The 26,972-nt window shown below is 71.8% G+C and carries 17 protein-coding genes; 11 read left to right on the forward strand and 6 right to left on the reverse strand.

Annotated features, from left to right (window positions below; translation table 11 throughout):
- Positions 1-51: 51 nt before the first annotated feature.
- Positions 52-3,228, reverse strand: a complete 3,177-nt coding sequence (locus WMF17_RS26365) for a hypothetical protein (RefSeq protein WP_437643899.1) — start codon at positions 3,226-3,228, stop codon at positions 52-54.
- Complete coding sequence (locus WMF17_RS26370) at positions 3,225-6,386, reverse strand: hypothetical protein (RefSeq protein WP_437643900.1); 3,162 nt, start codon at positions 6,384-6,386, stop codon at positions 3,225-3,227. Before WMF17_RS26370 ends, WMF17_RS26365 begins: the two co-directional genes overlap by 4 nt.
- A 191-nt stretch (positions 6,387-6,577) precedes the next feature.
- On the opposite strand from WMF17_RS26370, the gene mug reads away from it, so the two are divergent.
- Entirely contained in the window at positions 6,578-7,090 is a 513-nt protein-coding gene (gene mug / locus WMF17_RS26375) for a G/U mismatch-specific DNA glycosylase (protein ID WP_437651398.1), read from the forward strand.
- Between the two features lie 166 nt (positions 7,091-7,256).
- Here the strand turns inward: mug and WMF17_RS26380 are convergent, their stop codons facing one another.
- Positions 7,257-7,775: a hypothetical protein gene (locus tag WMF17_RS26380; RefSeq protein WP_437643902.1), complete on the reverse strand. Its 519-nt coding sequence runs from the start codon at positions 7,773-7,775 to the stop codon at positions 7,257-7,259.
- 252 nt (positions 7,776-8,027) lie between these two features.
- On the opposite strand from WMF17_RS26380, the gene WMF17_RS26385 reads away from it, so the two are divergent.
- The 3 genes from WMF17_RS26385 to WMF17_RS26395 all read left to right on the forward strand — a co-directional run bounded on the left by WMF17_RS26385 (position 8,028) and on the right by WMF17_RS26395 (position 11,903).
- Positions 8,028-10,574, forward strand: coding sequence for a PAS domain S-box protein (locus WMF17_RS26385; RefSeq protein WP_437595924.1), 2,547 nt, complete (start codon positions 8,028-8,030; stop codon positions 10,572-10,574).
- Between the two features lie 275 nt (positions 10,575-10,849).
- Positions 10,850-11,344, forward strand: coding sequence for a YtxH domain-containing protein (locus WMF17_RS26390; RefSeq protein ID WP_437643904.1), 495 nt, complete (start codon positions 10,850-10,852; stop codon positions 11,342-11,344).
- 10 nt (positions 11,345-11,354) lie between these two features.
- Positions 11,355-11,903 carry a hypothetical protein gene (locus tag WMF17_RS26395; protein ID WP_437595927.1) on the forward strand — a complete coding sequence of 183 codons (549 nt, stop codon included), beginning with the start codon at positions 11,355-11,357 and terminating at the stop codon, positions 11,901-11,903.
- A 120-nt stretch (positions 11,904-12,023) separates the two neighbouring features.
- On the opposite strand, the gene WMF17_RS26400 is transcribed toward WMF17_RS26395, so the two are convergent.
- The 3 genes from WMF17_RS26400 to WMF17_RS26410 form a co-directional block, all read right to left on the reverse strand.
- Positions 12,024-13,136 (reverse strand): CBS domain-containing protein, encoded by a 1,113-nt coding sequence (locus tag WMF17_RS26400; protein ID WP_437643906.1) that lies wholly within the window; start codon positions 13,134-13,136, stop codon positions 12,024-12,026.
- Positions 13,137-13,481: 345 nt separating this feature from the next.
- Positions 13,482-13,715 (reverse strand): hypothetical protein, encoded by a 234-nt coding sequence (locus tag WMF17_RS26405; protein WP_437643908.1) that lies wholly within the window; start codon positions 13,713-13,715, stop codon positions 13,482-13,484.
- A complete protein-coding gene (locus WMF17_RS26410) occupies positions 13,712-13,927 on the reverse strand; it encodes a hypothetical protein (RefSeq protein WP_437643910.1) in 216 nt (71 codons plus the stop codon). The genes WMF17_RS26405 and WMF17_RS26410 overlap by 4 nt, the downstream gene beginning before the upstream one ends.
- A 405-nt stretch (positions 13,928-14,332) precedes the next feature.
- On the opposite strand from WMF17_RS26410, the gene WMF17_RS26415 reads away from it, so the two are divergent.
- From WMF17_RS26415 to WMF17_RS26445, 7 genes are all read left to right on the forward strand, one after another.
- Entirely contained in the window at positions 14,333-14,953 is a 621-nt protein-coding gene (locus WMF17_RS26415; RefSeq protein ID WP_437595932.1) for a hypothetical protein, read from the forward strand.
- 489 nt (positions 14,954-15,442) lie between these two features.
- The gene (locus tag WMF17_RS26420; protein WP_437643912.1) at positions 15,443-19,903 is read left to right on the forward strand and encodes a response regulator; all 4,461 of its coding nucleotides are present in this window, start codon (positions 15,443-15,445) and stop codon (positions 19,901-19,903) included.
- 359 nt (positions 19,904-20,262) lie between these two features.
- Positions 20,263-20,661, forward strand: coding sequence for a hypothetical protein (locus WMF17_RS26425; RefSeq protein ID WP_437643914.1), 399 nt, complete (start codon positions 20,263-20,265; stop codon positions 20,659-20,661).
- 275 nt (positions 20,662-20,936) lie between these two features.
- Positions 20,937-22,745, forward strand: coding sequence for a protein kinase domain-containing protein (locus WMF17_RS26430; protein ID WP_437595935.1), 1,809 nt, complete (start codon positions 20,937-20,939; stop codon positions 22,743-22,745).
- A gap of 558 nt (positions 22,746-23,303) precedes the next feature.
- The gene (locus WMF17_RS26435) at positions 23,304-23,675 is read left to right on the forward strand and encodes an STAS/SEC14 domain-containing protein (protein ID WP_437595936.1); all 372 of its coding nucleotides are present in this window, start codon (positions 23,304-23,306) and stop codon (positions 23,673-23,675) included.
- A gap of 534 nt (positions 23,676-24,209) precedes the next feature.
- A complete protein-coding gene (locus WMF17_RS26440) occupies positions 24,210-25,820 on the forward strand; it encodes a tryptophan halogenase family protein (RefSeq protein ID WP_437643915.1) in 1,611 nt (536 codons plus the stop codon).
- A gap of 31 nt (positions 25,821-25,851) precedes the next feature.
- A complete protein-coding gene (locus WMF17_RS26445) occupies positions 25,852-26,925 on the forward strand; it encodes a monodechloroaminopyrrolnitrin synthase PrnB family protein (protein ID WP_437595938.1) in 1,074 nt (357 codons plus the stop codon).
- Positions 26,926-26,972 lie beyond the last annotated feature (47 nt).

Here is a 26,972-nt window from a genome sequence, read left to right on the forward strand (position 1 = left end):
CTCCGCCGCCGCGCGCCAAGGCCGAGCCGATCGCGAGCACGCGCGCTCGCCTCAGCGCCCCCTCACGACCGCCTTGCACTGCACCGGCTGCCGCACCTCCTGGCCGTGCTGGACGAGCACGAGCGTACCTCCACCAGCTCCCTGCGCCGGCTCGCCCCGCCGCGCGGGCGCGGGGCTCGGCCCGCCGCGCGCGCCGAGCGAGGCCGCGGGCGGCGGCCCCGCGAAGCGCGCGACGAGCTTCTTCACGACGCCGGGCGGCTCGTAGAAGCCGAGGTCGACCTCGTAGCGCTCGTCCCGCACGGTGAGCTCCACGGCGTCGAGGCACGCGCGATCGCGCGACCACCGGATCACCGCGACGCCGGCCGTCCCGGCCTCGGCGATCCCCGGCAACGCGCCGGGCGCGAGGCCGATCTCCGTATCGAACGGCAGGACCACGCGCGCCTCCCCGCGGCGCGGCGCGCACGACGGCTCGCTGCCCGCGATGAGCTCGCCGAGCGGCGCGAGCGCCTCCTCGGGGCCCAGCTCGCCGAGCTCGGGCTCGACAGGCGAGAGCACCGCGCCGCCGTCGCCGGCGACCGCCACGGCGACCGGCGCGCCCGCGCGCACGCCCGCGCCGAAGGCGAAGCGCGCCTGCTGCGCCGCCGCCCGCCCCGAGCGCTGCCGGTGGAGCTCCCGGAGCGCCGGCGGCGGCCCGCTGCCCCCGGATCGCGCGCTCGCCGACGCCCCGCGCGCGGACCCCGCCTCTCCGCGCAGGTCGACGGCGCTCACCGCGAGGCCGTCGTACCCGGGGCTGAGGAGCACCGCGCGCTCGCCGAGGTCGACGCCGACCGAGAGCCGGGGGACGCAGCCGCCGATCGGCCGCGTCACGCGCGCGGCGTCCAGCAGGCCGGCGAGGCACGCCTCCTTCGGGCCGACCGCGACGGGGGCCACGCGGCCGTCGCGATCGATCACGAGCCCGACCTGCGCCTCGTAGGGCCGGTACGCGAGCTGGGGCAGCCCGGCGCTCGCGAGCGGCACGGTCGCGCGGCGGATCTCGGCGCGCAGATCGAGCGGGGCGATCCAGGCGAGCTCCGCGTCGGCGAAGGCCGCCGGCTGCGCGCCGCCGAACGACGGCAGCGTCAGCACCCCGAGGGTGCCGAGCCGCAGCGGGCTCGTCGCGCGCAGGGGCGGCGCGGCCACGGCGCCGAAGCCGTACGACTCCGGCACGCGCGCGGCGGCGATCGGCCCCGCAAAGCTGCAGGCGAGCCGCGCGATGGGCGGCGGGACCGGCGGCCGCGCCGACCCGTCGCGCTCGCGCCGCGGACGCCCGGCGGACCGCTCCGCCGCAGCCGCATCGGGCAACGACGCCCCGCGCTCCCCGCCGCCGCTCGCGGCCGACGCCCACCCGAGCCGGAGGAACGGGCCGAGGCGGCATCCCACCGCGGAGCAGCCCGCGAGCCCGGCCGCCGCGCTGCCCGGCGGCGGCGCGACGGGCGCCCACCGCCTCCCGCGATCGATCGTCTCGAAGAGCCTGCCGTCCTCCGTCTCGACGAGCGCGAACGGGCCCGACGCCTCGATCGAGCTCGCGCGCGCCGGCAGCGGGAGGCGGCGCAGCCGGCCGGCGGCGTCGATCGCGATCGGCGCGAGCCGGGCCGCGCCTTGCACGGGGAGCCAGCCCTCGATGGCGCCGCCCGCGAGCACGGCGAGCGCGCGCGAGAGCAGCTCCGGCCGCCGGTCGCCGTACGCGGGCAGGACGAGCGGCGGCTCGCCGCGCGCGATCCGCACGACGCGGAGCGCGCCGCGCACCTCGACGCGCTCGCCGTCCGGCAGGAACGAGCCCGATCGCGCGACGAGGGCGACCGCGCCCCCGCCGCCGCGCGGGATCCACGCGAGCACGTCGGTCGCGTCCGCCGGATCGAGGCGGTGCTCGACCCAGACGAGAGGCCCGCTCCGCACGCAGAACACAGCGCTCCGCGGCGCCGGGTCGCCGGCGAACGCCGCGCTCGAGATCGCGCGGAGGTCGAGCCGCGGCTTCGGCAGCCCCTCGCACGGCCCGAGGTAACCGAGCGCCTCGCCGTCCACGCCGACGAAGCGACCGGCCTCCCGCTCCGGCTCGGGCCGGAGCTCGAACGCGCGCTCGATCCGGAGCGCGCGCGGCGCGCGCGCGTCGCTGGCGACGTCCACGACGCTCGCGCGATCCGGGCCGGCGCAGACGGCGAGCAGCGCGTCGCTCGCGCGAAACGGCGCGCACTGGCCGCTGCCGGGCGGCAACGGCGCGACGGACGAGGCGCGACCGGTCGCGAGATCGATGCGGCCGATGGAGCCATCCGCGGCGATCACCGCCCCCCCGTCGGCGAGCGGCAGGCCCGAGGCCACGGCGCCCGCGAGCTGCTCGAAGGGGGCGCCGGGGAGCCACCCGGAGTCGACGCCGGCCGGCGGCCGCGCGCGCGGGGCGCGGGGCTCGCCGAGGCGGCCGCTCGGATCGACGGCGCGCTCGAGGCCGCCGAGGAGCGAGACGACGATCTCCTCGCCGCGGACATCGAGCGCGATCGCGCCGCCGAGCTCCGCGGTGACGTCGCGGTAGGAAGCGCCCGCGTCCAGCGTGAGGAGCGCGCGCCCGAAGACGGTGAGGCCGAGCGCGCGGCGCTCGCCGGCGGCCGCGGCCGCGACGAGGGACGGCAGGCCGAGCGGCCGCAGCGCGCCGCTCGCGCCCTGGACGACGAAGCTCCCGACCGACGTGATCAGGCCGATGCCGTCGAGCCACGGGAACACGCCGGCGACGCTGCCCGGCAGGGTCGCGAGCCTGCGGAGCTCCCCGGCAAACGTGGCCGCCGTGTAGATCTCGCCGCCGCTCCAGAACACGTAGCGCGGCCCGGTCGGCGCGCTGGCCTGAGCCCAGGCGGGGAACGCTGCGCCGCCGGCGAGCTCCAGGCCGTCTGCGCCGAGCGGCTCGATCCGCTCGAGGCCGTGCAGCTCGACGCGCTGGCCGTTGACGACCGCCCTGCCGACCTCCTCGCCGCCGACGACCACGCGCTCGACGAGGCCCTGCGCCGGCGGCGCGACGTACCGGGCAGGGCCGAGCGCGACGACGGCGGGGGCGCGGCGATGCGGCTCGGGTGCGCCGGGCGGCGCGGGCGCCGACGCGGCCGCCCCGCAAGCCGCGAGCGCCGGCGCGGCGACGAGCGATAGCCGGCCGAGCGCGCGGGAGAGCGCGCCCGGGGGGCGCGGAGCGGCGGCCCCGCGCCTCACTCGTCGCCCGGCCGGGCGCCCGCAGCGCACGTCAGGCGCTGCATCGTCGACGCGGTCCGCAGCACACCTTCTCCGCCTTCCTCCCCGCTCCCCTGCCCGCGCGGCGCCGTCCACCGCGCGATCAGCGCCGCGCCCACCGCCGCCTCGCCGCGCCGCCGCGAGTCGGCGACCGCGAGGTGCAGCGCTTCGAGGCAGACGCGCTCGCGCCCCCAGCGTACCTGCGCGATGCCCTGGTCCCCGGGGGCGATCGCGGGCAACGCCCTCCGATCGAGGCGCAGCGCGCCCTCCGGATCGAGCGCCACGAGCGCGCGCCACGCGCCCCGCATGGCGCGGCAGCGCGCGTCGCTCGCGGCGGTCAGCGTCGACCAGGGCGCGAGCGCGACCACCTCGCCCGCCGTCGCGGCCGTGCGGTCGAGCACCGCGGCCCCTGCGGTCTCCGGGGCCGGGCCGTCGAGCACCAGCACGCCGGTCTCGCCGTCGTCGCGCCGGGCCAGCGCCATCGGCCGGCCCCGCAGCTCCTCGCGGTCGAGCCCCACGATGCGCGCGGGCTGCCGGGGCTCCGGCGTGTGCTCCTCGATGGCCGCGCGGCGCCGGTGCTCGCCGAGCACGAGGGCGCGGCCCGGGCCGAGCAGCAGACCGGGGGCCCGCCCCGCGGAGGCGTCCGCAGGGCTCCGGCGCGGCTCGAACACCGGGAGCGCCCGCGCGCCCCCGGGGCCGAGCAGCAGCTCGCCCACGTCGGCGAGGACGAGCAGCGCCGTCTCGCCGCCCGCGGCGAGCAGCGGCACCGAGGTGGCCCGCTGCGCGCCGCGCCTGCCGCTCGGCGCGAGCTCGGTCGCGTTCAGCCGCAGCACCTCGCCGCGCAGGTCGAACGGAGGGCGAAACAGCGCGCTGTGCGTCCGCGGCGCCGCGGCCTTCGGGCCGCCCTTCCCCGGCGCCGCCTCCTCGACCGGCGGCGCCTCCTCGGCCGGCCGCGTGGCGCGCTCGGGCGCCGGCGCGTCAGCGACGATCTCCAGCGTCTCGCCGTACGGCGTCGACACGGTCCATCGCTCCGCGCCGGCCGCGGGCGCCGCCTGCGGGAGCGGCGCCGGCAGGCCGACCGGCGCGCACGACAGCACCGGCAGCCCCGCCGTCGTCTCCTGCGGCCGGCCGCCTCCGCTCGGGCAAGCCGCCGCGCCCGCCCCGCTCGCCTCCGCAGCCCCGCAGCCGGGGCCCGGCGCGGGGGCGACGTCCGGCGACACCTCGCCCGCGCCCCAGCCGAGCCGCACCACGCCGGCCAGCGCGCAGCCGAGCGCGGAGCACGCGCCCTGGAACGACGACGGGGGCACCGGCGAGCGCCCCGCAGCGCGCCACGTCCGGCCGTGATCGAGCGTCTCGTGGAGCTCCGCGCCGCGCGTGACGAGCACGCCGTGATCGCCGGTCACCACCATCCCCGCCGGATCCGGCGGCAAGGCGTGCCTCTCGATCCCCCCGTCCGCCGCGATCGAGACGCCCAGGCTCGCTTGCCTGACGGGATCGGGCCACTCGACCGACGACAGCCACCCGTCGACCCCGCCGTCCTCGCGCGCACGGAAGCGCCGGTCGACGAGCACCCGCGCCCCGTCCCGCGGAGGCGGCGTCCAGTACCAGCCGGGGAGATGCCCGCGCAGCTGCACGACCCGCACGCCCCCCTCGTCGCGGCCCAGCGGCGCGCCGACCGGCGCCGGCAGCGCGTCGCGCTCGCCCTGCAGCAGCGCGACAGCGCTCCCGTCCCGACGCGGCGCCCAACCGACCAGCGCCTCCGCCCCGCCGATCTCGACCGCGTGCTCCACCCACGCGCCCGCGCCGCGCCGCACGCAGATCCTCGGCGAAACCACGACCGCTCCGTAACGGCGATCGCGCTCCTCGTCGCTCACGAGCCGCGGAGACGCCGCGCAGCCGCCGACGTAGCCGAGCGCGCCGCCGTCATCGGCCACGAAGAACCCCTCGTCGCTGAAGGCGCGCTCCACCCGCGGCGCCTCGCCGCGCTCCGAGCGCAGGACGTAGCTACCGTAGCCCTCGTAGTCGTCCCACGCGCACAGGAAGAGCAGCCCGTCCTCCGCGCGCATCGGGGCGCAGTCCAGCCCGTCCGGAAACCAGCCGGCGAGCCGCTCGCGCGTCGCCCCCGTGCGCGCGTCGATCCGCGCGACCCCGCCCTCCAACACCCCGAGCGCCGTCCCGTCCGGCAGGAGCGCGCCGGCGGAGACGGCCGCGTCGAGCGGCGCGAGCTCCTCGACGGCCAGCTCCCCGCGCCCGCCGGCCCGGGGGCCCGCGAAGAGCAGCTGGAACGAGCCGCCCGGCGACATCGCGCGGAGATCGCCGTCGGGGCGCCCGAGCGACCCGTCCGGCAGCACGGCCACACGCCCGAGCGCCGTGCCGAGCCAGAGCGCGTCCGGCGCGACGACGAGGCCGCGCGAGGCGAGGCCGATCCGCCGGCCGACATCGCTCCATGTCCTGCCGCCGTCCACGGTCGTCGCCGCGCGGCCGAAGACGTCGAGGCGCGCCGCGCGCGCCGCGTCCAGCGCGGCGAGATCGTGGATCGCCGGCGCATCGAGCGCCCGGCCGCGATCCTCGCCCGGCAGGAGCGCCCGCGGCCCCTGCTCCGTGAAGACCACGACGCCGCGCAGGCCGTTCCGGGCGCCCCGCACGGCGCGGGCGCCGCCGCCGATCGCCACCTCCGCGAGCGGCCCCGTGAAGCCGCGCGACCGGAACGCCCTGCGCCGGGTCCAGTGCAGGAAGCCCCCGCCGAGGTGGGGCGCGACCGCGAGCGACCCGACGACCGGATCGCCGGACGCCCACAGATCGGGCTCCCACGCCGCCGCGACGACCCGCCCGCCCCCGCCGAGCTCGAGCCGCGCGCCGGCCGCGACGACGCGGTCCACGACGGCCGCGTCCGGTCCGCCGTGCGTCACGCGGAACACGCCGTCCGCGAGCCCCTGGACATAGCGAGCCCCCGCCGGCGCCGCGCCTGCCGCGCCTGCCGCGCCCGACACACCCGACACGCTCGACACACGCGCAACCTGCGCAGACCGAGCGGCCCCCGCAGCGCCGCGCGCAGGGGCCGGCTCGGGCGCGAGCGCGCAGGCGGCCGCGAGGAGCGCCGTGAGCAGACCGAGCGAGCGCGCCAGCATCGGGGAAGACACGACGGTATCCGCTGTACCGTCCCCGTCCAGAGCCGATCCGCCTCGCCCAGCCAACAGCCGCGCTCTCCCCTCGCGCCCCGTCGTAAGCTGCGGCCCACGGCGCGCTGCGCCCGCCCGGAAAGCCCGTGCCCACCCCTCCCCGACCTCGAAGGCCCACCCGCGAAGAGCTCCTCGCCGCCACCGGCACGACGGTGCCGGACGTCATCGGCCCCGACCTCCGCGTCCTCTTCTGCGGCATCAACCCGGGCCTCTACACGGCCGCCGTCGGGCACAACTTCGCCCGCCCCGGCAACCGGTTCTGGCCGGCGCTGCACGCCGGCGGGTTCACCGATCGCGTGCTCGCTCCCTCCGAAGAGCGCGAGTTGCTGAAGCTCGGTTATGGGATCACCAATGTGGTCGAGCGAGCGACAGCATCGGCCGATGAGCTGTCCGCCGACGAGCTCGCCGCCGGGGGGCAACGGCTCGCGGCCAAGGTGCGGCGCTACCGCCCCCGCTTCCTGGCCGTGCTCGGGATCGGCGCCTACCGGAGCGCCTTCGGCAGGCCCCGCGCCGCGCCCGGCCCGCAGCCGGAGACGCTCGAAGCGACGAGGCTCTGGGTGCTGCCGAATCCGAGCGGGCTCAACGCCAGCTACCAGCCGGAGAAGCTCGCGGCGATGTTTCGCGCCCTCCACGACGCGGTCGCGTCTGCCACCGTCTCACCGTGAGCTGCTGAGTCCGCCGACTCCGCTCTCCCGGGAGGTGGTGCCCGCCTGCCGCCGTCGCGCGAGCTCCGTGTTGCGCCGACTCGGCTGTTCCCCCTCAGGCCAGCTCGGCGGTCGCGGTCGACAGGCGGGCTCCCCGCGGACGCGCGCTCGCCGCCTCGCCGCGCGCCTACTCGGGCAGCGCGCTCTCCTCCTCCTGAGGCACCTTTGCGCGCGCGCTGCGGGCCTCCTCCCGCAGGGCCGCGAGGCCGGGCGGCCCCTCGGGCGAGCGCGCGCCGCGGTTGCTCACCGCAGCGAGCCAGGCCATCGGCGAGTCGGGCATCCTTTGCGTGACGAGGAGCACTCCGCGCGACGCGTAACGCGAACAGCCCTCTTCGCACATGGGCAGCACGAGGCCGAGCCCACCGCCGCCGCCTCGGCTCACGAGGGGCGCCACGCGCATCTCGGCCGGATGCGGCGCGAAGGCGGCCACCATCGTGCGCTCGACCAGCGCCACGAACATCCCTCGAGACGTCGCGGGCGGCTCCGCCGCCTGGATCGCGGCGCGCACCGACGCGTCGGACCGGCCCGGCGGGAGCGCGTAGAGCCCCGCTCCGTCGGCCGCGTTCGCCGGCGACGGCGGCAGCGCGCCCACGAGCGCTCCGCCAAGCGCGCCGACGAACGAAGCCAGCTTGAATCCGAATCGCATAGGTGCTCCCTCGGCGGCACATCCAGCAGGCCCCATGCCAGCCACGCGCGGCCGGCTGCCGCGGCGCATCGCGACGCCGGCGCCTGTCGCTCCGCTCGCCGCGCGTGCCGGATCGCCACAGCGTGGCGCGCGGGTCCCGGCGCCGCGCGGCGCGGTGCGACACGGTGGCTGGGATGCTGGAGAATCGGCCGCTGCCGTGCGAGCGCCGCTTTCGCTTGCCAGACGGTCCGGGCGCCGTTAACCGTCATCGTTATGCCCGACAGAAGGCCAGGGCTGAGCCCTTACGAGAAGAAGGCCCCTCTCCCGCCTGGCGCCCCCCTCCCCTCCACGCCTTCCGAGCCCGTCGCGAGCATTCTGCTCGTCGACGATCACCGCCCGAACCTCCTCGCCCTCGAGGCCGTGCTCGATTCGCTGCGCCAGCGGCTCGTCACCGCGCAATCCGGCGAGGAGGCGCTCGAACACCTCACCCGCGAGGAGTTCGCGCTGATCCTCATGGACGTGAAGATGCGCGGTATCGACGGCTTCGAGACGGCCGCTCGCGTGAGGGGGCTCGATCAGGCGAGGCACACGCCGATTATCTTCATCTCGGGGCTGCCGGAGGACGAGGATCGACTGTATCGCGGCTACCGCGAGGGCGCGGTCGATTATGTCGTCAAGCCGTTCAATCCCGACATCCTCCGCGCCAAGGTGGCCGTCTTCGTCGAGCTGCACCGCAGGGCCGAGCAGATCAAGCGGCAGGAGGCGGCGCTCCGCCAGCTGGAGCGCCAGGCGAGCGACGAGGTGTTCCGGCGCATCATGGACACCAGCATGATGGGCCTGCTCTTCAGCGACTACGAAGGGCGCGTGATCGAGGCGAACGACTGCTTCCTCTCGATGGTCGGCTACACCCGCGAGGACCTCAAGGCGGGCTTGCTCACCTGGCAGCTGCTCTCCCCCCCGGAGTACGAGCACGTGCATCGCGACGCGGTCCACGAGCTGAGCGTCCACGGGGCCACGAAGCAGTTCGAGAAGGAGTACATCCGCAAGGACGGCAAGCGCGTGGCGGTCCTCGTCGGCTCCGCCCGCATCGAGACGCAGCGGCGCAACCTCACCTACGTGCTCGACATCAGCGAGCGCAAGCGCGCCGAGGCCAACGTCAGCCTGTTCGCAGGCGCGGGCGAGATCCTCTCCTCGTCGCTCGATTTCCGCGTGACGCTCGGGCAGCTCGCCCGGCTCGTCGTCCCGCTCCTCGCCGACTGGTGCGCGGTGGACATCCAGGCGCAGGACGGCGTCATCCAGCGCGTCGCCGTCCAGCACACCGACCCCGACAAGGTGACGCTCGTCCGGCAGATCGAGGAGAGGTACCCGGTCGATCCCGGGGCGAGCCGCGGGGTGCCGAAGGTGCTCCGGACCGGCGAGACCGAGTGGGCCCACGACATCCCGGACGCGTTGATCGTCGAGAACGCGCGGGACGAGGGGCACCTCCGGATGGCGCGCCAGCTCGGCCTCCGGTCGTACCTTGTCGTGCCGCTGGCGGCGCGCGGGCGCGTCCTCGGCGCGATCACGCTCGCGCACGCGGAGTCGGGCAGGCGCTACACGAAGGCGGACGTGCAGTTCGCCGAGGAGCTCGCCCGGCGCGCCGCCCTCAGCGTCGACAACGCGCTGCTCTTCGAGCGCGAGGTCACGGTGCGCAAGGAGGTCGAGACGCTCGCGGAGGAGCTGAAGCACAGCGAGGCGCAGTTCCGGCTGCTCGCCGAGACGATGCCGCAGCTCGTGTGGACCAACCGCCCGGACGGCCATCACGAGTACTTCAACCAGCGCTGGTACGACTACACGGGGCTGACGGCCGAGGACACGGGGGGCGAGGGCTGGAGCCGGATCATCCACCCCGAGGAGCACGAGCCGGCGATCGAGGCGTGGCGGCAGGCGCTCCGCACGGGCGAGTCGTACGAGAGCCAGTGCCGGCTCCGGCGGGCGGACGGGGTCTACCGCTGGTTCATCGGCCGGGCGGTCGCGGCGCGCGACGGGTCGGGCCGCATCGTGCGCTGGTTCGGCACGTACACGGACATCGACGATCAGAAGCGGGCCGAGGAGGAGCGGCAGCGGCTCGTCCAGGCGCTGGAGCGCAGCAACAAGGAGCTCGACCAGTTCGCGTACGTCACGAGCCACGACCTCAAGGCGCCGCTGCGGGGCATCGCCAACCTCTCGCAGTGGATCGAGGAGGATCTGAACGACAAGATGACGGCGGAGAGCCGGAAGCAGCTCGATCTGCTCCGCGGGCGCGTCCACCGGCTGGAGAACCTCATCGACGGGATCCTGAGCTACTCGCGGGCGGGCCGCGTCCGCGAGAAGCCCGAGACGATCGACGTCGGCAAGCTCCTCCGGGAGATCGTCGAGCTGCTCGCGCCCCCACCGGAGATGCGGGTGGAGATCGCCCCCGACATGCCGGTCCTCGTCACCGAGCGCGCGCCGCTCCAGCAGACGTTCCTGAACCTCATCAGCAACGCGCTGAAGCACGCGGGGCGCGCCGATCCGGAGGTCCGGCTCAGCGCGCGGGACGCCGGCCCGTTCTGGGAGTTCTCGGTCTCCGACAACGGCTCGGGCATCGCGCCCGAGTACCACGACCGGATCTGGGGCATCTTCCAGACGCTGAAGGCGCGTGACAAGGTCGAGGGCACGGGCATCGGCCTGTCGGTCGTGCAGAAGATCGTCCAGAGCAAGGGCGCGCGCGCGTGGGTCGAGTCCGCCGTCGGCGCCGGCGCCACCTTCCGTTTCACCTGGCCGAAGCTCGAGGCCAGAGAGCCCTCCTCGCCCGGATGACCCTGCCGGTCGCCGCGCGCTGCGCGTGACGCAGCGCTGCTTCAGATCCTGAGTTCACATCTTACGTTTGCGACGGCGCGGCGGCGCGGCGCTGGGGCGGACTGGGGCGGCGCGTCACGACAGATGTGGCATTTCGTCACGGAGGCGTCACGGTGAGGGGCGCGGCTGCGGGGGTAAGCGGGCCGTGCAGCGCGATCCGGGGGTTGGTCCGGGGCCTGCAATGCATCCGCTCACGAACCGGCGGACGTCATGTCCGTCACAAGGAGACGAGAGCCATGACGAGACTGAATGACGCGGTGGGGACTGCGAAGGGTGTGTACGAGGCGGCGGCTGGCGGCGCGGGTGTCGCCGCGACGACGGCGAAGATGACCGCGTTCGACGTCGCGAAGGCGGCCGCCGGGATCGCCGCGACCGTCGGGGCGCTCGGCGTCGACGACGTGCTTGGCTGGGTCGGCCTGGCGCGCAAGCGGAGCCCGCTCACGACGCTCGCGTTCTTCGGCGCCGGCGTCGCGGTGGGCGCGGGCGTGGCCATGCTGCTCTCGCCGAAGTCCGGCGAGGCGCTGCGCCGCGACATCCTGAACCACCTCGACGGCCTGAAGCGCCAGGCGACCCGCGGGGTCGAGCAGGCCGAGCGCACGGTCCACGACAAGGTCGACGGCGCCGTCGACGCGGTGAAGGGCGCGGTCTCGTCGTCCGAAGCCGGGAACTCGCATTACGGCACCGAGGGCGGGCGAGCCCAGGGCGGCGAGAGCGGTCACCACCTGAGCTGAGGCGTAAGCCGTGTGGCTCGAAGCCATCATCACGAGGGAGGATCTCGTCCAGGTGCTGGGCGAGTTCCTCCCTGTGAAGATCCACCTGGACGACGACGAAAAGACCGACCGCTGGCTCTACCTGGGCAAGGCGACCCACATCAACCTGGTCGAGGACATGGGCCTGCGCGTCACATGTCCTGCGGAGCTGAAGTGGTCCATCGCGGGCGTGAACCCCACCATCCAGCTCGACGAGCTCAGGGTGCTGATTTCCCCCGAGATCATCGAGAGAAACAAGGGGAGCGTCCTCGCGTTCAACGTCGAGCTCGAGGAGGCTGACATCCGCGGCCTCCCCTCGATCATCGACCACACCATCATGAAGGCCGTCAACGCGGCGCTTGCGAACAAGAAGCCTGAGTGGAACTTCACGAAGACGCTCACGAACACAGTGGGTCTCCCCTCCAACCTCGATCCGATCGAGGGGCTGCACATCGGGGTCGCCTGGGGCAAGCGGCGTATCCGTCAGGACGCGCTCGTGCTCGTGGTCTCCTTCAAGCTCAATTTCGTGCGAAACGATTGAGAGGCGCTCTGAGTCTCCGCCTCTCAGCGACGAGCCCCAGACGCCCCGCCCCCATCTCCGGGGGGCGGGGCGTCTCCACTCGAGCCCGGCAAGCCTCAGCTCAACCGCAGGCCCCCCCAGCTACCCCGCCTGAGCCGCCAGCCGGATCCTCCCGAGCCTCCCCCCGCGCCCCCGCGTGAGCGCCCCCGCGATGTCCGAGTGCTTCACGAGCCCGAGGTAGCTCTCCCCGTCGAAGACCGCGACAACCGGCGTGTTCTTCTCGACCATCTTCCGCCCCACCTCGTCGAGCGACACGTCCGCCGCCACCCGCGGCACGTCGCAGCGCATGATCCAGGCGATGAACGACCCCTCCTCGCCGGCAGCGAGCGCGCGCATCACATCCGTGCGCGTCACGATCCCGATCACGCGATCCTCGTAGACCACCGGGAAGTCGGGCTCCTGGCTCGCGAGCATGCGCCGCGCGGCGTCGCGCACGAGCTCGCCGGGCCACAGCTGGACCGCCCTGCCCTCGCGCGCCTCGGACGACGCGACAGGCGCCATCACCGCCTGCGCCGCGCTCCACTCCCGCCGCGCTCCCAGGAAGAGGAGCGCCGACAGCACCGCGATGAGGAGCTGACCGCCGATGAGCGCGATGAAGAACAGCAAGGCCGCCGTCGCCTGCCCGATCGTCGCCGCCATCGACGTCGCGAGCCAGGCGCCGGTGAGCGGCGACAGCGCCTCGCGCAGCACCCGCCCCCCCTCGAGCGGCAGCGCGGGGAACAGGCCGAGCAGCGCGATCCCGAGGTTCGCGCTGGCGATCCACACGACCGCCGTCTCGCGCGAGGGCGCCTCCGCCGCCTGCAGGACCGACGCCCACCGCAGCTCCTCCGCCCCGTGCTGGGCCCCTGCGGCCACAAAGAGGAGCACCGCCAGCGCGAAATTCGCCGCGAGGCCGAGGGCGCCGCTCTGCGCCCACCCCCCATCGGGCCGCGAGCGCCTCGCGATCGCGCCGATCGGTGAGAGCAGCACCTCGCTCAGCCGGAGCCCGAGCTGCCGCGCCACGATCCCGTGCACGAGCGCCTGCAGCGCCACGCACGCGAACAACGCCGCCCCCAGCGCGCAGCCGAAGAGCGCGCCGCTCCCGCCGTGCCGCGCTCCCCACTGGAGCGCCCCGATCGGGATGAGCAGGCCGAACGCCGCGTGCGCAACGACATCGATTCCGCCGATCCGCGTGATCCTGATGACCCAATTCATGGCGTGTTGCTCCTGGATTCCCGCGCAGGCACCTGCGCAGAGCGGGAGGGGCAGTGACGACCTGCCACGCCCCAGTCCCCCCGGGGCGTGGCGAAACCTCGTCGCGCGGTCGACGGCTGACGGGCCAACGTGCCGGATCTTTCTATGTTCACAGCAAATCACATGCCGCTTTCCTGCGCCTGCCGGCGAGCGGCGCCCACCGCCGCGCAAAGGCGGGTCGCGGCGGGCGATGGAGCGCGCGGAGGGGCGCGAAGGTCCCTTCCGCGCTCCGCTTGATTCATCGGGTCGACGCGGGCGCGACGGGGCGCTCACGCGGCCGTGATGCGCCGGATGAGCGCGCCGGCGTCATCGCCTCTGCCTCGATGTCGCGGTGTGGCGTTCCGCTACGCAGCGGGCGCGCTCCAGGGCGCGCGCGTCCAGCACCTCCGTGAGGCTCCCTACCCTGCGCATGAGCAGGCACGCGACCCCGCCGATGAACAGCGCCGAGAGAAGCGACCGCAGATCGGCCACGAGGTCCTGACCGAGCGGCGTCATCTTGGCGAGGCTCGCCGTCAGGATGATCCCGAGACAAAGCGTCACGGGGCCAATTGCCGCGTCGAGCGTCTTTTCGTCCCATGGCGTCGCCGTCCGTCGCACGACGACCGGACCGGCGCGCCGGAAGAGAGCCCCACAACCAGCCGAGCGAGCGCGAAGCCGACCGGAACGCTCGCCGCGACGATCACCCACGGCCACAAACCGTCGGCCGGGAGCCCCAGCCGGGCGCCGAGCGATTCAACGTCCGAGTTCTGCATGGGCCTGCTCCTTCAACCAGCGCCGCGCGCGCCGTCACGTCATGCCAGGTCCACCCCTGAGGCACGGCCCCCGTGGCCCCCGCGAGCGCGACGGGAGGGGCCATGACGCGGCGAAGCGCCACGGGCTCATCCATCCTGTATGCGGCATTGCCACGGCACAGAGCGTGCCGCCGAGTCCGCTCCGGCATTTCCCTCTGGGTGTCCGGCGCGCTCTGCTGGCGAACAGCCCACATCGCGATTACAGGTGGAGGCAGCCCTGCCACGCTGCGACAAATCGCTACAACGCCGCACGACTCCCCCTTGTCCGTTCCGTTCCAACAATCTGCGCTGGCCCGGCATGCGGCGTGCAGCTAAGTCAATCAGAGAGTCGAGATCAGCTGAAGAGACGCAGCAAAGGACTCGTTTATGTCAGAGCGCCGAAGCCAGGTCGATGATTTCACGCGGCTCACCGAGGAGACGGAGCGGCTCGCGAAGCACGTCGAGGATCTCCGGCTCCGGATCGCCGCGACGACCGCGAAGCGGCGCGCATCATCCGGCACGCTCCCTGCGCAGAATGCTGCCGCGATCGAGGGGCTCCTCGGCTCACCCTCGGAGCGGCCGCATCCCGGCTCGCTCTCGGAGCGGCCGCATCCCAGATCGCTCTCGGAGCGGGCCCTCGACGCCATCGAACGGCCGCACGACGCCGCCTCGGAGCGGGCCCACGACGCCGCCTCGGAGCGGGCCCACGACGCCATCGAGCGGCCTCACGACGCCGCCTCGGAGCGGCCGCACGACGCCGCCTCGGAGCGGCCTCACGACGCCGCCTCGGAGCGACCGCGCCCCCGTCACTCTCCGTTTCCCGAGCGCCCCTCGTGCCTCGCCAGCGTGTCGCGATGGCTGCCGCCGCTGAGGCCGGGGCGAGAGGCGATGGATTCGGGCGTCCACGAGAGGATGGGTGAGGCAGGGCGTTACTGCATCGTCACGCCACGCGAGAAGCCCAGCGCTCCCCCGCCGAGGCGCCGGACGCCCAAGGCCGACGTGGCCTGAGGCAGCGCCTCGGCCACCACCTGCGCCGGCGCAACACCCGCGCCCATGCGCAACCCCCGCGCCACGGCAGCATGCGGCCAGCGCGCGCACGCGGCGCGAAGCTTGCTCGGATGCGCGCCTGCGTAGTATACGAAACCCATGCTGCGGCGCGGCGGGTGCAAACGCGCATGGCCACCGTGCCTCGAAGCCTGAACCCGATGGGCCCCGACGGAATCTTCACGGTCGGGCCGCGAGAGCCCCGCCTCCTGGCGGCGCGAGGCGCCCCGCCGAAGCCCGAGGCGGTCGCTGATTCCGCCGCGCAGGCGAGAGGGCAACTCCACCTCTCCTCCTCTCGCCGCCTTGCGATGATGCCATGGCGCCCGGGGGGCGCGCCGGGGCGCCGGGTCCCACCGCTTCAGGCGCTCCGGGGTCCCTCCGCGGCCCAGGCGCGCTCTCGTTTCCCTTGACAGATTGGCCCTGCCCGCAAGGCAGGGCCAGGAGAACAGCGGCATGGAGCAGCGAGGCGACCTCGGCAAGGCCCGGAAAGCGAAAGCTGGCAGTGGCAAGAGCAAGAAGGGCCTGTCCGGCGAGGGGTTGCACGGCGCCGCACACGCGACAAAGGCCCCCGCGGCGGTGAGCCCGCCCATCGAGCGCGACAGGCTCGACCGGCGGGCGCTGCTGACCTCGCTGATGAGCCTCAAGAAGGGCGATTTCTCGGTGCGGCTGCCCGTCGACTGGATCGGGCTCGACGGAAAGATCGCGGACACGTTCAACGATGTCGTCGAGCTCAACGACCGGATGGCGAAGGAGCTCGACCGCCTGAGCCGCGTGGTCGGCAAGGAGGGCAAGCTCTCGCAGCGCGCCTTCATCGGCGAGGTGAACGGCGCGTGGGCCGACGAGGTCGCGTGCATCAACGCGCTGATCGGCGATCTCGTCCACCCCACCGCCGAGACGGCGCGCGTCATCGGGGCCGTCGCCAAGGGCGATCTCTCGCAGGTCATGGCCCTGGAGGTCGACGGCAGGCCGCTCGACGGCGAGTTCCTCCGGACGGCCAAGACCGTCAACACGATGGTCGAGCAACTCGGCTCCTTCGCGTCCGAGGTCACCCGCGTCGCGCGCGAGGTCGGCACCGAGGGCAAGCTCGGCGGACAGGCCGACGTCCGCGGCGTCGCCGGCACCTGGAAGGACCTCACCGACAACGTGAACTCGATGGCCGGCAACCTCACCGCCCAGGTGCGCAACATCGCGACCGTCACCACCGCCGTCGCCAACGGCGACCTTTCCAAGAAGATCACCGTCGACGTCAAGGGCGAGATCCTCGAGCTCAAGAACACCATCAACACGATGGTCGATCAGCTCAACTCCTTCGCCTCGGAGGTCACCCGCGTCGCGCGCGAGGTCGGCACCGAGGGCAAGCTCGGCGGGCAGGCCGACGTCCGCGGCGTCGCCGGCACCTGGAAGGACCTCACCGACAACGTGAACTCGATGGCATCGAACCTCACGGCGCAGGTGCGCAACATCGCGACCGTCACCACCGCCGTCGCGAAGGGCGACCTCTCCAAGAAGATCACCGTCGACGTCAAGGACGAGATCCTCGAGCTCAAGGACGCCATCAACACGATGGTCGATCAGCTGAGCGCTCTCGCGGCCGAGGTCACCCGCGTCGCGCGCGAGGTCGGCACCGAGGGCAAGCTCGGCGGGCAGGCCGACGTCCGCGGCGTCGCCGGAACCTGGAAGGACCTCACCGACAACGTGAACTCGATGGCCGGCAACCTGACGAGCCAGGTCCGCGGCATCGCCAAGGTCGTGACCGCGGTCGCCAACGGCGATCTCAAGCGCAAGCTGATCGTCGACGCGAAGGGCGAGATCGCCGCGCTCGCGGACACGATCAACGGCATGATCGAGAAGCTCGCGACGTTCGCGGATCCGGTGACGACGATGGCGCGCGAGGTCGGGGTCGAGGGCAAGCTCGGCGGGCAGGCGAGCGTGCCCGGCGCGGCCGGCACCTGGAAGGACCTCACTGACAACGTGAACCAGCTCGCGGCGAACCTCACCACGCAGGTGCGCGCGATCGCCGAGGTCGCCACCGCCGTGACCAAGGGCGACCTCACCCGGTCGATCAAGGTCGAGGCGCAGGGCGAGGTCGCGGCGCTGAAGGACAACATCAATGAGATGCTCCGCAACCTCAAGGACACGACGCTGAAGAACAGCGAGCAGGACTGGCTCACGAGCAACCTCGCCAAGTTCTCGCGCATGCTCCAGGGGCAGAAGGCGCTCCTCACCGTCGGCAGCCTCATCCTGTCCGAGCTCGCCCCCGTGGTCGCGGCGCAGCAGGGCGTCTTCTACATCATGGACTCCTCCCGGGAGGAGCCCGTCCTGAAGCTGCTCGCGAGCTACGCGTTCAAGGAGCGCAAGCACGTCGACAACCAGTTCAAGCTCGGCGAGGGGCTCGTCGGGCAGTGCGCGCTCGAGAAGAAGAAGATCCTCCTCGTCAGCGCGCCGCCCGACTACATGACGATCACGAGCGGCCTCGGCGAGGCGCCCCCGGTCAACATCATCGTGATGCCCGTGCTCTTCGAGGGGGAGGTGAAGGCCGTCATCGAGCTCGCCTCGCTCGAGCGCTTCAGCCCGACCCACCAGGCGTTCCTCGGCCAGCTCACCGAGTCGATCGGCATCGTGCTCAACACGATCGAGGCCAACATGCGCACCGAGGACCTGCTCAAGCAGTCCCAGTCGCTGGCGCGCGAGCTCCAGAGCCAGCAGGAGGAGCTCCAGGAGACGAACGCCGCGCTCGGCGAGAAGGCGCGCCTGCTGGCCGAGCAGAACGTCGAGGTCGAGCGGAAGAACCACGAGGTCGAGCAGGCCCGCCAGGCACTCGAGGAGAAGGCGCGGCAGCTCGCCCTCACGTCGAAATACAAGTCGGAGTTCATGGCCAACATGTCCCATGAGCTCAGGACCCCGCTGAACAGCCTCCTCATCCTCTCGGACCAGCTCTCCAGGAACAACGACCAGAACCTCACCCCGCGGCAGGTCGAGTTCGCGAAGACGATCCACGCGTCGGGGACCGATCTCCTGACGCTCATCAACGACATCCTCGACCTCTCGAAGATCGAGTCGGGCACCGTCGTCGTCGACGTGGGCGAGATCAACTTCAAGGACCTGTCCGATCACGTACAACGTACGTTCCGGCACGTCGCCGAGTCCAAGAAAGTCGATTTCGAGCTCGCCTTCTCGTCGATGCTGCCGTCCTCGATGCTCACCGACGCGAAGCGGCTGCAGCAGGTGCTCAAGAACCTGCTGTCCAACGCCTTCAAGTTCACCGAGCGCGGCAGGGTGATCCTGGAGGTGACAGTGGCCCGCGACGGCTGGAGCCGTGAGAACGATGTGCTCAGCCGGGCCGACGCGGTGATCGCCCTCTCCGTCCACGACACGGGCATCGGGATCGCGCCGGACAAACAGCAGATCATCTTCGAGGCGTTCCAGCAGGCGGACGGGAGCACGAGCCGCAAGTACGGGGGCACCGGGCTCGGGCTCGCGATCAGCCGGAAGATCGCGCGGTTGCTCGGCGGCGATCTCACGCTCATCAGCGCGCCGGGCCGCGGCAGCACGTTCACGCTCTACCTGCCGCGCACCTACCGGCCCGTGCGCGCCGCGCGGCGGCAACCGGCGTACGTCCTCGACACGCCGCCCGCCCTCGGCGAAACCGTCCACAGCAGCTGGCCCTCGGAGCGCATGGCCACGGTCGCGGACACGCAGATCATCGACGACAGCGAGACCGTCCGCCCCGGCGACCGCGCGATCGTGATCGTGGAGAACGACACAGCGTTCGCCCGTTTCCTCGTGGACGTCGTGCGAGAGCACGGCTTCAAGGCGGTCGTCGCCGTCCGCGGCGCGACGGGGCTCTCGCTGGCGCGCGAGCTCAAGCCGTCGGCGATCACGCTGGACATCAACCTGCCCGACATCGACGGCTGGCGCGTGCTCGACTGCCTGAAGCGCGATCTGTCGGCGCGGCACGTCCCGGTCCAGGTGATCACGACGGAGACGGAGGAGGAGCGGAGCCGCGCGCGGCGGATGGGCGCGGTGGGGCTCCTCATCAAGCCGCTCAGCAGCCGGACGGCGCTCGACGAGGCGTTCGCGCGGCTCGACGGGCTGGTCAGCTCGCCGCGGCGCCGGCTGCTCGTTGTCGAGCCGGACAGGGCATCGGGCGATCCCGTTGTCGAGCTGCTCGGGGACGAGGGGCTCGCGATCACCAGCGTGACGACGGGCCAGGAGGCGCTCGCCGCGCTCGAGCGCGAGCCGTGCGACGCGCTCGTCCTCGGGCTGCGCCTGCCCGACATGCCCGGCTTCGAGCTCATCGAGCACCTCGACCGCGCCGGGCGCTTCGCCGATCTGACGGCCATCGTGTACACACCGGCCAATATCGCCGGGGACGACGAGGTGCAGATCGGCCGCCTCGCGCAGCGGCTGCCCGTGAAGCACGTCCAGTCGAGGGAGCGCCTGCTCGACGAGGTCACGCTCGCGCTGCACCGCCGGATCTCGGATCTGCCCGAGCCGAAGCGGCTCATCGTGGAGCAGCTCCACGAGTCGGCCGCCGCGCTCTCCGGCAAGTTCGCGCTGATCGTCGACGACGATTTCCGCAACATCTACGCGCTGAAGACCGTCCTCGAGAACCACGGGATGACCACGCTCGCCGCCGATACGGGCAAGGCCGCCATCGAGCGTCTGGAGAGGACGAGCGGCATCGATGTCGTCCTCATGGACATCATGATGCCAGAGATGGACGGATACGACACGATGCGGGCGATCCGGAATCGGCCCGCCTTCCAGACGCTGCCGATCATCGCCGTCACGGCCAGGGCGATGAAGGGCGATCGCGAAAAATGCCTGGAGGCCGGCGCGACAGACTACATCTCCAAGCCGGTCGACACGGAGCAGCTGCTCGCGCTGCTCCGGATCTGGCTGCATCGCTGAGCTCGCTTCATCCCCGGCTCACCGCCGCGCGGCCGTGTCCGAGCGCGCGCGGGTTCGTCTTGGCTGCAATGACGCCCCAGTGTGGCGTCTCTGCGCAGGCTCGCGCGCCGACCGTCCACAGCCGACGGCGCAGGACAGCGCGCATTGGAGGCATTCTTTGCTGGCACGGAGCCTGCTGTGCCGGCGTGGGACTCCAGAGTACAGAGAGGGGACGCGCCCGGCGAGGACGTTCTTCGGGAAAGGAGCCGTAGGTGAGGGCAAAGCTGGTGACCGGTCTTGTGAGGACACGGCTCGACGCCGAGAGAGCGGTTGAGCGCGTCATGAGCTGTGGATACAAGCGCGATTCCATCAGCCTTGTCATGAGCGACGCTGCGTGCAGCCCCCCTGTCGACGGCGGAAACGGATCGATGGCGGACGTCGGCGGCGCGGTGGGGGCGGCCTTCGCCGCGTTCGCGGGGGTCGGCGCGAGCGTGGCGTTCCCTGGCCTGGGGCTCGTCGTGGCGGGCCCCATCGAGGCAGCGCTCGCGGAGGCGGGCGGCGCGGCCGGCGGTCTCGTCGGTGCGCTCGTCAGCGCAGGAATCCCCGAGCACCGCGCGCGCGTCTACGAGAGCGGCCTGCGGCAAGGAGTGATCCTTGTGGGCGTTCATGCGACCTCGGGGCGAGACGCCGAGATCCTGGAGATGATCCTCGAGTATTCCGGCGCCGAGAACGTCCGGAGCGAGAGCGCGCAGCGACGTCCTTATGACAGCTTCATCTAGTCGGCTCGCGGGGCGGGGCTCGCGTGCTGCCGGGGCGCTGCTCGGCGCGTGGCAACTTGCCTCGCACGGTCGCGCCGCCGCTGACGGCCCCGCGCGGCATTTCAGGCGCTCCCCGAGAGGAACGCCTGGCACGAGCGATGCTCCAGGTTTGGCCCGTGGCGAAGCGTGACGTGGTGGGCGGCGGATGGCCGAAGCAGGCGGCAGGAGAGCGCATGTCGAGCAACATGACCCAGAGGCTCGAGCACACCTTAGGGGAGCGCTTCGAGGCCGGCACGGTGGTGGGCGACAAGTACCAGCTCCTGCGCAAGGCGGGAGAGGGGGCGATGGGCTCTGTCTGGGTCGCCGCGAACACGGCGCTCGAGGCCAACGTCGCCATCAAGGTGCTGCGGCCGGAGATGCGCTCTCCTGCGATCGCGGAGCGCCTGCTGCGCGAGGCGCGGGCCGCGGCGAAGCTCAGTCATCCGGGGATCGTGCGCGTCTTCGATCTCGGCAAGACCGCGGAGGGCACGCCGTACATCGTGATGGAGCTCCTGGAGGGCGAGGCCCTCCGGGACGTGCTCTGCCGCGAGCAGCGGCTCTCGCCCGAGGCGGCGCTCGCGATCCTGCTGCCGGTCGCGAGCGCGATGCACGCGGCGCACGAGCGCGGCGTCGTCCACCGGGACCTCAAGCCGGACAACGTGATGCTCGCGGCACAGGGCGACGGGAGGATCCATCCGAAGGTCGTCGATTTCGGGATCGCGAAGGTGACGTGGACCGAGCCCGAGTCCGGCTCGACGGGCGCGGCCGTGATCGGGACCCCGCAGTACATGCCGCCCGAGCAGGCGCTGGGACAGGGCCGCATCGATCATCGCGCGGACATCTGGGCGCTCTGCACGATGCTGTACGAGTCAATCGCGGGCGAGACGCCCTATGCCGGGGAGCAGGGATTCGGGACGCTTCGGGCGGTCATCCAGGATCCGGTGCCGTCGCTCGTCGAGCGGTGCGGCACGGACCCGGCGCTGTGGTCGCTCATCGAGCGCGGGCTGCGCAAGGCTCCGGCGGATCGCTGGGGGAGCATGCGTGAGCTCGGCGTCGCGCTCGCGACGTGGCTCCTCTCGCGGGGTGTCTCGGAGGACGTGTCCGGCGCGTCGCTCCGCGCGCAGTGGCTGGACGAGCGGGCGAGCCAGCTCCCCGCGCAATCGCCGCGGTCGATGGTGGTGAGCGCTGCGCCGACGCTGCACTCGCGCCGCGCCGACGAGGCGCCGGAGCAGGGCTCCTCCTTCGCGTCCGCGCGCAGCGCGCCGGCGGAGGCGGCGCGCCGGCGGATAGAGGAGAGCGGCGAACGCGCGTGGTCCGAGGCGACGGTGGCGGTGAACCTGCGCGAAGCGTCGGCGCCGGCGCGGCGACCGCCGTGGCGGCAGCGCTTCCCGCTGCGCCGAGCGGCGGCCGCGGGGTTCGTGCTGATGGCGGGGGCGACGGCGTGGAGCGTGGCGCCGATCGTGGGCGTGGGGGACGCTCCGCTGAGCCCGGTGCAGGTCGCGCCGGGCGCGCTCGCGACGGCGCCGTTCGCCGGGGCATCCGGGGCCGAGCCGCCGCGCCCGCCGGCCGGGGCGAGCTCGCTCGCGGCCAGCATGGCGCGCGGGGTCGCCGTGGTGCCGCCGCCGGCGGTCTCGCCCTCTCCTGCTGCGCCGGCGCGCGCCAGCAAGGCCGCTCCGTCAGCGGCGCCGACCGCCGTCGCCGAGACAAAGCAGCCTGTTCGGGTGCCCGCCGCCCTGCCGGAGCTGCCAGCGGCCGACGCGGGGGCGGAGGGGGCGGAGGCGCCGGTGGTGCCAGCGCAGAGGATCGCTGCCGGCGGCTTGACGGCACTGGACGGCGGCCCGTCCTGCTCCGCCGCGGGGATCGAGGCCGGGAACGCGGCCTGCCCGCCCCCCGCCGACGCCTCGACCCACATCAGGGAGGACGAGGACGCCGGCGCGCTCCAGGGCGCCTCGGTCCAGGGCGACGCGGGCGCTCCCTCGTCAGCCACAGAGGAAATACCGCCAGCGCCTGTCGAGGACGCCCCGGCCGACGACGCGCCGGAGGCGCCGGGCTCCGAGGCGCCCTGATCCGCGCCTGAACCGCCCATCGTGAAGCTCCCGCGCCGCGCCAGGAGCCAGGAGTCGATAGCAGCGGAGGCACGCAGGGCGCCCCGCAAAGCCAACGATCGCGCCCTGGCAGCCGGAGCTATGCCCCGCTTCCTGGACCGATCAACGCAGGCCCACGCAACCAGGAAATTCCCTAGGGACACGCCAAATTCAGCCTACGCCATTCTGAAGTTTGTTCTCCCAGTTCGTTAGCTGGTGGACATTTCGGACCAATACCGTATTGTCCGCCCTCCAGGCGCGCCGTGTTCTGTCTTGCACAAGCGCCTTGTTTATCATTCCCTTAGCGGGACGAGCATCAGAGGTAGGGGCATGTGGGGACCGGACTGCCGCGCTCTCGGGAGGGGGAGCGTCATCGGCGTGGCTGGAAGTGCGCGCGGAAGCTCCTGCAAACGTGGAGCGAGAGCGCGGCTCTTCCATCCCGGTGACGGGCCTTATTGAACGGGCCGCGGAGCGATCGCACCACCGGGAGCTGTCGGGGTGTCCCCAGATAGAGATTGGCACGAACGGAGAAATGAAACGATGAACAGCGACGGCAGCTTCTGGGTGGAGCTAGTGGGAGAAATCATCGTCGTGCGCGTGCGCGGCCGCCCGACCGAGGACAGCATCCGTGGCTGCCAGGACGCTGTGCTGATGCTCCTGCGCGACACGGCGCGGAGCAAGATCCTGTACGACACGCTCGAGATGGTCGACCCGACTGCGGATCTGGCGATCGCGCAGCAAGCCCTGGACGTCCAGATCGCGGATCGCCACATACGCCGCGCGATCGTCGTGCCCAACGCGCGGCTCGCCTATCTGTCACGCATCGCGTTCGGGGACGGGGAACACCGCGTCTTCTACAACGATCTCTCCTCGGCCTTCGTGTGGCTGCAGGACACGCCCACTTCCACCTGAGCAGCGCACCGCGGGGGCTCCTTGAGCAGTCGTGAGTAGCCCGCCGCGGGACCTGCGGCGCGGTGAGCTCATGCCTCGCGGTCAGCCCGGCTGCGCCGCAGCGAGCCGCCGATCCCCTGCCGCTGCCGCGCGCGCGGCAAGCACGCGCGAAGCGCGCGCCGTCCCCTGCGCCGTTCAATCCAAACCGTAAATCGACACTTCAGCAGCAATTCGCGCTCAAGCATCCCGTTAGCAGTCGTCAAATTCCTGCGAACGCGGGCTTATTCCACGCCATGACATGATTATGGCGTTCCGTACAGGACATGATTATGGCGTTCCGTACAGGACATGATTATGGCGTTCCGTACAGGACACGATCATTTGTCTTGTTCGGATAACTTTAAATGCTAACAATGCTGAGCTCGTCCGGTACGCACGGGATGTGTGCGCCGCGCTCGAAGCGTAAAAAACATTACATCGTCCTGCGCAGGCCGGTGGAATCATCGCGCGCGTCCGCGGGGCGCTGGCCTTCATTGCTGAGGCAAAGGAGCGATCATGAGCGACCTGATCGAGAGCATCGTCATTCTGGGCGGTGGAACTGCGGGCTGGATGGCTGCCTCGTATCTTTCCAAGGCCCTGCAGCACAAAGTGAAGATCACCCTGGTTGAATCCAAGTCCATACCCAAAATCGGGGTCGGCGAGGCGACCATACCGAATCTTCAGAAGGCTTTCTTCGATTACCTCGGCATCCCCGAGCGACAATGGATGAAGCACGTCAACGGCGCCTTCAAGACGGGAATAAAATTCGTCAACTGGAAGAAGACGCCGGAACCGGGGCGCGAGAACGCCTTCTACCATCTGTTCGGCAATTTGCCGGCCTGCGACGGCATCCCGCTCGCACACTACTGGGTGAGGAAGCACAAGGAGGGTTTCACCGAGCCCATGGCGTACGCCTGCTATCCGCAGCCGGAGGCCCTGGACGCGAAGCGCGCCCCGTGCCTGCTCGACGGCACGAGGCAGATGTACTACGCCTGGCACTTCGACGCGAACCTCGTCGCCGACTACCTGAAGCAATGGTCGATCGAGCGAGGGGTCACGCACATCGTCGACGACATGGTCGACGCGACCCTCGACGCCAGGGGGCACATCGCCAGCGTGTCCACGAAGGAGGGGCGGACGCTGCGCGCCGACCTCTACATCGACTGCTCGGGCTTCCGGAGCCTCCTCATCAACAAGACGCTGAACGAGCCCTTCCTCGACATGTCCGACCACCTACTTTGTGACAGCGCGGTGGCGAGCGCGGTTCCGAACGATGACGCGCAGTTAGGGGTGGAGCCGTACACGTCCGCCATCGCGATGAACGCCGGGTGGACGTGGAAGATCCCGATGCTCGGCAGGTTCGGGAGCGGGTACGTGTTCTCGAGCAAGTTCACGTCGCGCGAGCAGGCCACCGCCGACTTCAGGGCGCTCTGGGGGCTATCGGAGAGCCACCCGCTGAACCAAATCAAGTTCAGGGTCGGGCGGAACGCGAGGAGCTGGGTCAAGAACTGCGTCGGCATCGGCCTCTCGTCGTTCTTCCTGGAGCCGCTCGAGTCGACGGGCATCTACTTCATCTACGCGGCGCTGCACCAGCTGGTGAAGCACTTCCCGGACACGTCGTTCGATCAGCGTCAGATCGACAGCTTCAACAAAGAAATCGCGTACATGTTCGACGACTGCCGGGACTTCATCCAGGCCCACTATTTCACAACGTCGCGGGACGACACGCCGTTCTGGCGCGCGAACCAGCACGAGTTGCGGATCTCCGACTCCATCAAGGAGAAGATGGAACGGTACAATGCCGGCCTTGTGGTAACAGCGACGAACCTCGAAGAATCCAGCTACTACGACAACTTCGACTACGAATTCAGGAATTTCTGGCAGGACGGAAACTACTATTGCATCCTCTCCGGCATGGGGTGCCAGCCGGAGCGCGTGCTGCCTGTGATTCGTTACCGGCAGTCCTCCATCGACAAGGCGGAGGCGATGTTCCGCGAGATCAAGCTCCGCTCCGAGCAGCTGAAGTCCAGCCTGCCCACAAACTACGAGTACCTTCAGGCGCTGCAAGGCGGGAGGGTGGGCACGCTCCGCCAGCCTCACCCGACCGAGCCGTCCTCGCTCGCGTAATCGTGCCCCCAGCCGCTCCCAGTGTACCGCTATGGAACCGGGCAACAATTTCGCTTCGCTGCACGCCGCGATCGCGGCACGCAATCCCCTGAACGCGACCGCCACGGTGCTGCGGCTGCGGATGTTGAACCAGGAGAAGGACGTGGGGGGCATCTTGCATCACCTGCGAGACATCCTTCCGCGCCGGGAGCAGGTCAAGGCGTACGACTTCGCGGACGCCGCGGCCGCCATGCGCGACATCGGCTTCTTTCTGGGTTCCCTCAAGAGGCACGGGCACGAGCCCGTCGAGGCGATGCCTGGTCTGGAGCCGCTCCTCCTGGATCTGGCCCAGGCCACCGGCTTGCCCCCGCGAGAGACCCTTCTGCACGTGACCGTCTGGAACCCTCCCGGCGATCACGTGGAGAGGACGTACACCTGCTCTCGTGACGAGGTCCACCTCCTCGAGAGCGTCCGGATATCGATGGCCGCGCTGGAGTCCGCCATTCATCGCACCGTCGTGCTATCCGATGTATCCGTCCGATCGAGCGCGTTCGCCGCGACGTGCGATGACATCACGGACAACCTCCAGAAGATGGTGGAGTCCATCGTCTACGCTCGGCGGAACATTTCGCCCAGCGTCTTCATCCACGAGCTCAGGCCATTCTACGATCCCATCCGCGTCGGAGGCAGAGAGTACCTGGGCCCCGGCGCGGTCGAGATGCCGCTCTTCCTGTTCGACCATATCCTGTGGGGCTCGCGCTCGGAGTACCAGCCATACATCGATTACAAGCAGACGTACTTGCCTTACATCCTCCCTCAGCTGCGGGACATCTACGCGCGGTTCGACGGTCGAGCGCCGCTGCTCGACCGAGTGCTGGAGGAGGCGAGCGCGGCAGGGGCGGAGTCTGACATCGTCCGGAATGGCTTGCGGTCGCTGGACAAGATCTTCGATCTCCTGACGCGCTTCCGCGCGCCCCACCTCCGGATGGCGGAGGAGGCCTACCGAGCCGGCGAGGAGGTGCACGTGGTCGGCAGCGGAGGTTACGCGCCCACCTTGCTCAGCGAGCTCCTCACGCTCACGCGCGACGCTCGGTCGCGCCTCTCTGTCGTGCTGCGCAGATCGTGAGACGACCGCGGATCGAGCGAGACGCTCGACCCGCCTGCCTCACGACC

Origin of the sequence: Sorangium sp. So ce362, from assembly GCF_051519845.1 — a bacterium.
Lineage (GTDB): Bacteria > Myxococcota_A > Polyangia > Polyangiales > Polyangiaceae > Sorangium.

Excerpts from the sequence above, each read along its gene's own strand:
- WMF17_RS26380 (WP_437643902.1), bottom strand. The coding sequence starts at position 7,775 with ATGCGATTCGGATTCAAGCTGGCTTCGTTCGTCGGCGCGCTTGGCGGA.
- WMF17_RS26385 (WP_437595924.1), top strand. The coding sequence starts at position 8,028 with ATGCCCGACAGAAGGCCAGGGCTGAGCCCTTACGAGAAGAAGGCCCCT.
- WMF17_RS26390 (WP_437643904.1), top strand. The coding sequence starts at position 10,850 with ATGACGAGACTGAATGACGCGGTGGGGACTGCGAAGGGTGTGTACGAG.
- WMF17_RS26400 (WP_437643906.1), bottom strand. The coding sequence starts at position 13,136 with ATGAATTGGGTCATCAGGATCACGCGGATCGGCGGAATCGATGTCGTT.
- WMF17_RS26410 (WP_437643910.1), bottom strand. The coding sequence starts at position 13,927 with ATGCAGAACTCGGACGTTGAATCGCTCGGCGCCCGGCTGGGGCTCCCG.
- WMF17_RS26415 (WP_437595932.1), top strand. The coding sequence starts at position 14,333 with ATGTCAGAGCGCCGAAGCCAGGTCGATGATTTCACGCGGCTCACCGAG.
- WMF17_RS26420 (WP_437643912.1), top strand. The coding sequence starts at position 15,443 with ATGGAGCAGCGAGGCGACCTCGGCAAGGCCCGGAAAGCGAAAGCTGGC.
- WMF17_RS26425 (WP_437643914.1), top strand. The coding sequence starts at position 20,263 with ATGAGCGACGCTGCGTGCAGCCCCCCTGTCGACGGCGGAAACGGATCG.
- WMF17_RS26435 (WP_437595936.1), top strand. The coding sequence starts at position 23,304 with ATGAACAGCGACGGCAGCTTCTGGGTGGAGCTAGTGGGAGAAATCATC.
- WMF17_RS26440 (WP_437643915.1), top strand. The coding sequence starts at position 24,210 with ATGAGCGACCTGATCGAGAGCATCGTCATTCTGGGCGGTGGAACTGCG.
- WMF17_RS26445 (WP_437595938.1), top strand. The coding sequence starts at position 25,852 with ATGGAACCGGGCAACAATTTCGCTTCGCTGCACGCCGCGATCGCGGCA.